General features: G+C 60.3%; 8 protein-coding genes. 1 reads left to right on the top strand and 7 read right to left on the bottom strand.

The annotated features are described in order from the left end of the window. Nucleotides 1-66 precede the first annotated feature (66 nt). The 7 genes from KF784_19510 to KF784_19480 form a co-directional block, all read right to left on the bottom strand. A complete protein-coding gene (locus tag KF784_19510) occupies nucleotides 67-756 on the bottom strand; it encodes a DUF3386 family protein (protein MBX3121253.1) in 690 nt (229 codons plus the stop codon). 13 nt (nucleotides 757-769) lie between these two features. Continuing rightward, on the bottom strand, nucleotides 770-1,786 hold the full coding sequence (locus KF784_19505) for a GTP-binding protein (protein MBX3121252.1): 1,017 nt from the start codon (nucleotides 1,784-1,786) through the stop codon (nucleotides 770-772). Then, nucleotides 1,776-2,054, bottom strand: a complete 279-nt coding sequence (locus tag KF784_19500) for a hypothetical protein (protein ID MBX3121251.1) — start codon at nucleotides 2,052-2,054, stop codon at nucleotides 1,776-1,778. The genes KF784_19505 and KF784_19500 overlap by 11 nt, the downstream gene beginning before the upstream one ends. After that, nucleotides 2,051-3,118: a hypothetical protein gene (locus KF784_19495; protein ID MBX3121250.1), complete on the bottom strand. Its 1,068-nt coding sequence runs from the start codon at nucleotides 3,116-3,118 to the stop codon at nucleotides 2,051-2,053. The genes KF784_19500 and KF784_19495 overlap by 4 nt, the downstream gene beginning before the upstream one ends. Beyond that, complete coding sequence (locus tag KF784_19490; protein MBX3121249.1) at nucleotides 3,106-4,077, bottom strand: GTP-binding protein; 972 nt, start codon at nucleotides 4,075-4,077, stop codon at nucleotides 3,106-3,108. Before KF784_19490 ends, KF784_19495 begins: the two co-directional genes overlap by 13 nt. 204 nt (nucleotides 4,078-4,281) lie before the next feature. Next, nucleotides 4,282-4,587 carry a hypothetical protein gene (locus tag KF784_19485; protein ID MBX3121248.1) on the bottom strand — a complete coding sequence of 102 codons (306 nt, stop codon included), beginning with the start codon at nucleotides 4,585-4,587 and terminating at the stop codon, nucleotides 4,282-4,284. Further along, nucleotides 4,578-4,994 carry a transcriptional repressor gene (locus KF784_19480; protein ID MBX3121247.1) on the bottom strand — a complete coding sequence of 139 codons (417 nt, stop codon included), beginning with the start codon at nucleotides 4,992-4,994 and terminating at the stop codon, nucleotides 4,578-4,580. Before KF784_19480 ends, KF784_19485 begins: the two co-directional genes overlap by 10 nt. A gap of 105 nt (nucleotides 4,995-5,099) precedes the next feature. Here KF784_19480 and KF784_19475 point away from each other — a divergent pair. Continuing rightward, on the top strand, nucleotides 5,100-5,261 hold a 162-nt coding region (locus KF784_19475), incomplete at its 3' end, for a TatD family hydrolase (GenBank protein MBX3121246.1).

Genomic DNA, 5,261 nt, shown 5'->3' with positions numbered 1-5,261 from the left:
ATTCCCCTGCCCGCAACTCCGGCCGCTCGGGTATCAGGCGAGCCCCGTCTATCTGACTGTCATCCATCACCACACCTCATGCTGTGAGAGTTCGATCACCCGTGTCTTGACCGCCCCGCTTTCCCCGAACGACACGCACCGGCGCAACGGCAACCAGATGCCGCTCACCTCCAGATACTCGTTGACGTAACTCTCCATCCCCACGACCGATTGCCCATCCAGCGTGAAATACGTCATGACGTAGTGTGAAGAATACTGCCGGCCATCCGGAGCCCGGTCGTATCGTTCGATCGTGTTCACGCGACGTTCGGCCAATGGGGTGAGACGACCGATCTGGGTATACAGATGATCCTTGATTCGATACCACGACTCGAGTCGCCCGCCGGTGAGCAACACGCGCCGCCCCCGCGGATGCGGTAGGGCAGGATCTTCGTCCGGATCAAAGGCCAGCACATATTTCCCGTCGCCTTCCTCGAAGGAGGCAGAGGCCAGGTGCATCCCCTGGGTCCACAACCGCTCACGTACCCACTCTTGCAGCGACGGGTCGGCACCGGCCAACTCGACGGTGGTGTCTTTCCTGGGCAGGAGCCGGACGCTCCCGATCCAGATCCGCCCATCCTCGTTCAGCGTCACGTTCGCGCGATAGCCGGCAAAGGAGGCAGGCCATTTGTACATACGGCTGTGCGCATCTTTCACCAGCAAGCGGGCAGCAGGATCATCGACCAAGGTTTGTCTCTTGCTCTCTAGCGGCGTCATGACCGTCCCTCCCTCATTGCGACACCCTCTTTCCGGCCGGACGACGACGCACCACCCGCCGCCTCGGCCACACGAGACAACGCTCCAGCCCCTCCAGAAACCGCTGCCACGCCACCCGCCGGCCGATCACCACAATCTTCGTCTGCGACTGCTTCACACCCCGGTACGGCGCGATCGATAACGATCCCATCACCCACTGCACTTCCTGCATCCCCTGACACCCCTGAACTCTGGCGTATCCCTTCAGCCGTACCACAGAGCGCTGATATCGCCTCAACCAGCGCTCCAACCGATCCGGCTCGAACGGCCGCAGGATTTTGAAGCTGCCGCTCCGGTACCCCGCGGTAGAATCCTTGAACGGACCGGTGACCAGCTTCGCCCTGCGCCTCTCTGCCGGAACCTCGAACAGTCGATTGATCGGGACATCCGCATGGACCGCCCTGACAATGCGCGCTGCGGGATTGGTCGATCTGACCCGTCCTTCCACGAGTACGGCCTGCCGGTCGTCGATCTGATCGAGCTTATTCAGGACCACCACATCGGCTCGTTTCAGATGATCGTTCGCTGCTGGCCAGTACGCGCCGAGCTTCAGGAATCGCGGCGCGTCGACCATCACGATCACCGAAGCCAGTCTGGCCGTATCCGAATACCCAGCCAAGGCCTGCTCAACGCCGGCCACCACCTGGCCCATGTCCGCTAAGCCGGTCGTCTCGACGAACAGCGGAGCGCCCTGCGTTTTTTTCAAGAGATGGCCGACTTTCTCGGTGAACGCCCCCGACAGATCACAGCAAAGACAGCCGCTCAGCAGTGACTCTAGCTCGATCTCGTTGGATCGGGGATGTGCGTGCAGGACGGCCCCGTCCACATCGACTTCACCGAACTCGTTCATCAGCACGGCCGGTTTCACGCCACGCTCCAATTCATGAGCCAGCGCCCGTTTCAGCAGTGTCGTTTTCCCGCTACCGAGAAAACCGGCGATCACATAGACCGGAGAAGCTGAGGCTCTGGCTCGCGTGGCCTTAGTGGGCATGATGCGGCTCCTCTCCGGCCGCCAACGCCTCGACATCCGCTTGAGACACCTCGTCGGCCGCTTTGTGGATTTTGTATTGTGTCGTCCTTCCCGGCCCTTCGAGCACCGCGAGGACGGTTTCGATCGGCGGGCATCCCGGCTCACGGCACTCCAATTCCGTGACCATCACGGTGGTCTCGTCGGGCAGTGCCCACAGCCTGCGAGCCCAGGCCTTGATGCGCTCTGCCTGATCCGGAGCGATAGTACGACGCCCTCCGAACAGGTTCATGACCGTTCTCCGATGCCTTCTACGGAGAACAGCGACACCACGCCGTCATTCGTGCCGGTCGCCAGCCATGTGCCGTGAGGACTCCAGGCGACCGTGGACAGCCCGCCCGACTTGTTCACTTCCTGGCTGAGAATCGGCTTGGTGGTCTGCGGCTCCCAGATACATAAGAGGCCGTCCTCGCCAACCGTCGCGACGAGCGACAGGTTGGGATGACAGGCGATCTCCTGAATCCATCCCAGGTGTCCTTTGAACAGGCGCCCGCCGGTGCCTTCGAATTTTTTCATGTTCCAGGAGACGAGAGCGGGACCGGAGGCCGTGAACAGATTGAGCCCGTTATGGTCGAACCTGACCGAGGTCACCTTCATCGGATAACCGGACATGTGCCAATTCTGCTCGCTGTCCGTGCGAAACAAATGCACTGAGCCGTCGAGATTTCCCGAAGCCAGATACTCCCCGGACGGATTGACCGCGATGGACAGTAGCGCGCCGTCGTACGGGAACGGCCGCACCGGTTTGTCCGTTCCCACCTTCCAGAGCCACGCACCTCCATAGCAGGAGGAAATGACACCGCCCCCATTCGGCATCCAGGACAGCGCCGACACAGTCGTTTTGTGCGCCGGTACATCTGCAACCAGCTGCGAGCTACTCGCCGCATCCACACTCCAGATCCGGAGGCTCTTCCCTGCCGATGCCGCCAGAAAGCGCCCGTCCGGAGACCAGGCCAGATGTTCGACCCACGAACCCTGCTCTCCCACGGGAAGCACAGCTCTCTCCGCGCTTGCATCGAGGCCCCAGAGCCGGACGACGCCATCCTGCCCACCCGTTGCCAACTCGCTCCGGCTCGGATGCCAGGCGAGCGTGAGAGCCGATCGGTCATGGCCTCTGAGATCGCCGATCGATTGCCACGTAGGCACCTGCCAGATCGAGACTTGTCCCGATGCGGAACAAGCCGCCAGCCCGGTGCCATCCGCAGAGAAGGCCACGCGATTGATGTAATCACCAAGCCTGGCATACCCCACCGAGCCCAACGTGATGACCGCCTTCGACTTGGCTAGACGAGGCATGACCGAAATCCTTTCATCAACGCCGCGCGATCGAGGTCTTTCCCGATAAACACCAGTTGGTTGCTGCGGGCTTCCCCCTTCTTCCAGGCTCGGTCCGCCTTGCCGTCGAACAACATGTGGACCCCCTGAAACACGAACCGCTGGTCTCGTCCTTCCACGTTCAGAATCCCCTTCATCCGGTAGATCTTCGTCCCCATCGTGGAGAGCACCTCGCGGAACCAGTCGTTGACTCTGGCCTCATCAACCGCCCCTTCTTCGACCAGCGCCACAGAGAAGACGCTCGGATCATGTTCATGAGCGTCTTCGCCAAGAAAATTCGGATCGATCTTCAGCTTCCGGCTCAGATCGAACGCGCCGATGTTCAACAACCGGTTGATCTCCACCTGCGCATCCCTCGTCCGATGAATCGTTGCCATGACGTTGATCGCCTTGAGTCGAGCCTCGAGCCGGTCGACCTCGGCCGACGGCACCAGATCGATCTTGTTGAGCAGGATCACATCGGCAAAAGCGACCTGCTCCTTGGCTTCCGGACTCGTGTCGAGGTGATCCCAAATATGTTTGGAGTCGACGACGGTGACGATTCCGTCGAGCGACAACCGCCGTTTCATCTCATCGTCCACAAAGAACGTCTGGGCCACCGGCGCAGGATCGGCCAACCCTGTCGTCTCGATCACCATGTAATCGAACCGGTCTTTTCGCTTGAGGAGATTGCCGATGATGCGGATCAAATCACCCCGCACCGTGCAGCAGATACAACCGTTGTTCATCTCAAAGATTTCTTCGTCAGCGCCGATGACAAGTTGATTGTCGATCCCCACTTCACCGAACTCATTCACGATGACCGCCACACGCTTGCCGTGCTCGGTCGTCAAAATTCGATTCAGCAAGGTCGTCTTTCCTGCCCCAAGAAATCCCGTCAGAACCGTCACGGGAACGGGCGTCATCAAGTCGGTAGCCATGCTCACCTCCAGCGAATAAAAACCCTCAACAGAGCGCGCACACCATGCACACCTTCTGCAGGAGAAGACCGAGCGCCGTTCTTCCGGGCCAAGAACAACTCAACCCCTTGAGCTCCTGCCCCACAGGAGGCGCGAGCAGGCAGCTGCCCGGTCTTCCCCTGCACAAGACGCGTGAGGGGGACCATCAGCACAACGAGACGAGTGTTAGAGAAGGATGGGAGGACCGCGGACGGAGACGTGAGAGCGCACAGTGGAACGGTGCGGAGCCGTCAAGACGGAAGAGACGGACGTGATGATCTGCACCAGCGACAGAGGAGGGGCGCTGGAGTGCAGGCCGGCGCTCGCCGCATGGTCCAGCCAGGCACAGGCATCCTGGTCTGAATGTTCATGCGAGGTGCCTGCCGCAAACGTATGATCGAGTAGGAGCGGCTGGAGAGAGAACAGCAGCAGGGCATACAGAGCGACAAGCGCCCACCGTTTCCCGGCCGTTGCAAGAGCGTTCATCGACATTGCGGACACCAACCGAAAAATTCCAGGGAATGGCCTTCTACCGCAAACTTGGTTTGGGCTTCGACAAGTTCCGTGAGTTTCTTGATCGGGCACAGCATGAGATCGACGATCCGACCACACCCGCGACACTGAATGTGATGATGGTGTTCCCGCCCATGCCGCACCTCATACCGCATCTGCCCCTCGCGCAATCCCACTGGATCGACGAGGCCCAATTCCTGGAGCATGGTCAGGTTCCGGTAGACGGTGGCAAGATCCATGTGCGCGTGGGCCTTCTTCAATCGGGCATGCACCTCAGCGGCAGTGACTGGTAATGCGTTCGATTCCAGGATGGCCAGAATCGCCTGCCTGGGCTTCGTAAGCTTTTTCCCGCCGGCCTTCAGACTGTCAACGATTGAATCTGCCATCTCATTCTCGCGGTGTTGCAAGTGATTTGCATTTAACACTCATTCCAAAAACTTGTCAAGCGGGCGAGGGGCGGCAGTCGTCACGACCTCACCAACCATGGTAGGATGCGCCCGATGCTGATCGACACGCATACCCATCTCGACGATGCGCGTTACGAATCGGACCGCGAAGCGATGATCTCCCGCGCACGGGATGCCGGCGTGGAGTCGATGATCACGATCGGCTGCGATCTTACGACGAGCCGCTCAGCCGTTGCGCTCGCGAAT

This window comes from Fimbriimonadaceae bacterium, assembly GCA_019638775.1.
GTDB lineage: Bacteria > Armatimonadota > Fimbriimonadia > Fimbriimonadales > Fimbriimonadaceae > JAHBTD01.
Note: the sequence above shows the minus strand (reverse complement) of the source record. Positions and strands in the feature narration are given on the sequence as shown.

What these genes read in the sequence shown, in the direction of transcription:
- KF784_19510 (MBX3121253.1), bottom strand. Translation starts at nt 756, where the DNA reads ATGACGCCGCTAGAGAGCAAGAGACAAACCTTGGTCGATGATCCTGCT.
- KF784_19505 (MBX3121252.1), bottom strand. Translation starts at nt 1,786, where the DNA reads ATGCCCACTAAGGCCACGCGAGCCAGAGCCTCAGCTTCTCCGGTCTAT.
- KF784_19500 (MBX3121251.1), bottom strand. Translation starts at nt 2,054, where the DNA reads ATGAACCTGTTCGGAGGGCGTCGTACTATCGCTCCGGATCAGGCAGAG.
- KF784_19495 (MBX3121250.1), bottom strand. Translation starts at nt 3,118, where the DNA reads ATGCCTCGTCTAGCCAAGTCGAAGGCGGTCATCACGTTGGGCTCGGTG.
- KF784_19490 (MBX3121249.1), bottom strand. Translation starts at nt 4,077, where the DNA reads ATGGCTACCGACTTGATGACGCCCGTTCCCGTGACGGTTCTGACGGGA.
- KF784_19485 (MBX3121248.1), bottom strand. Translation starts at nt 4,587, where the DNA reads ATGTCGATGAACGCTCTTGCAACGGCCGGGAAACGGTGGGCGCTTGTC.
- KF784_19480 (MBX3121247.1), bottom strand. Translation starts at nt 4,994, where the DNA reads ATGGCAGATTCAATCGTTGACAGTCTGAAGGCCGGCGGGAAAAAGCTT.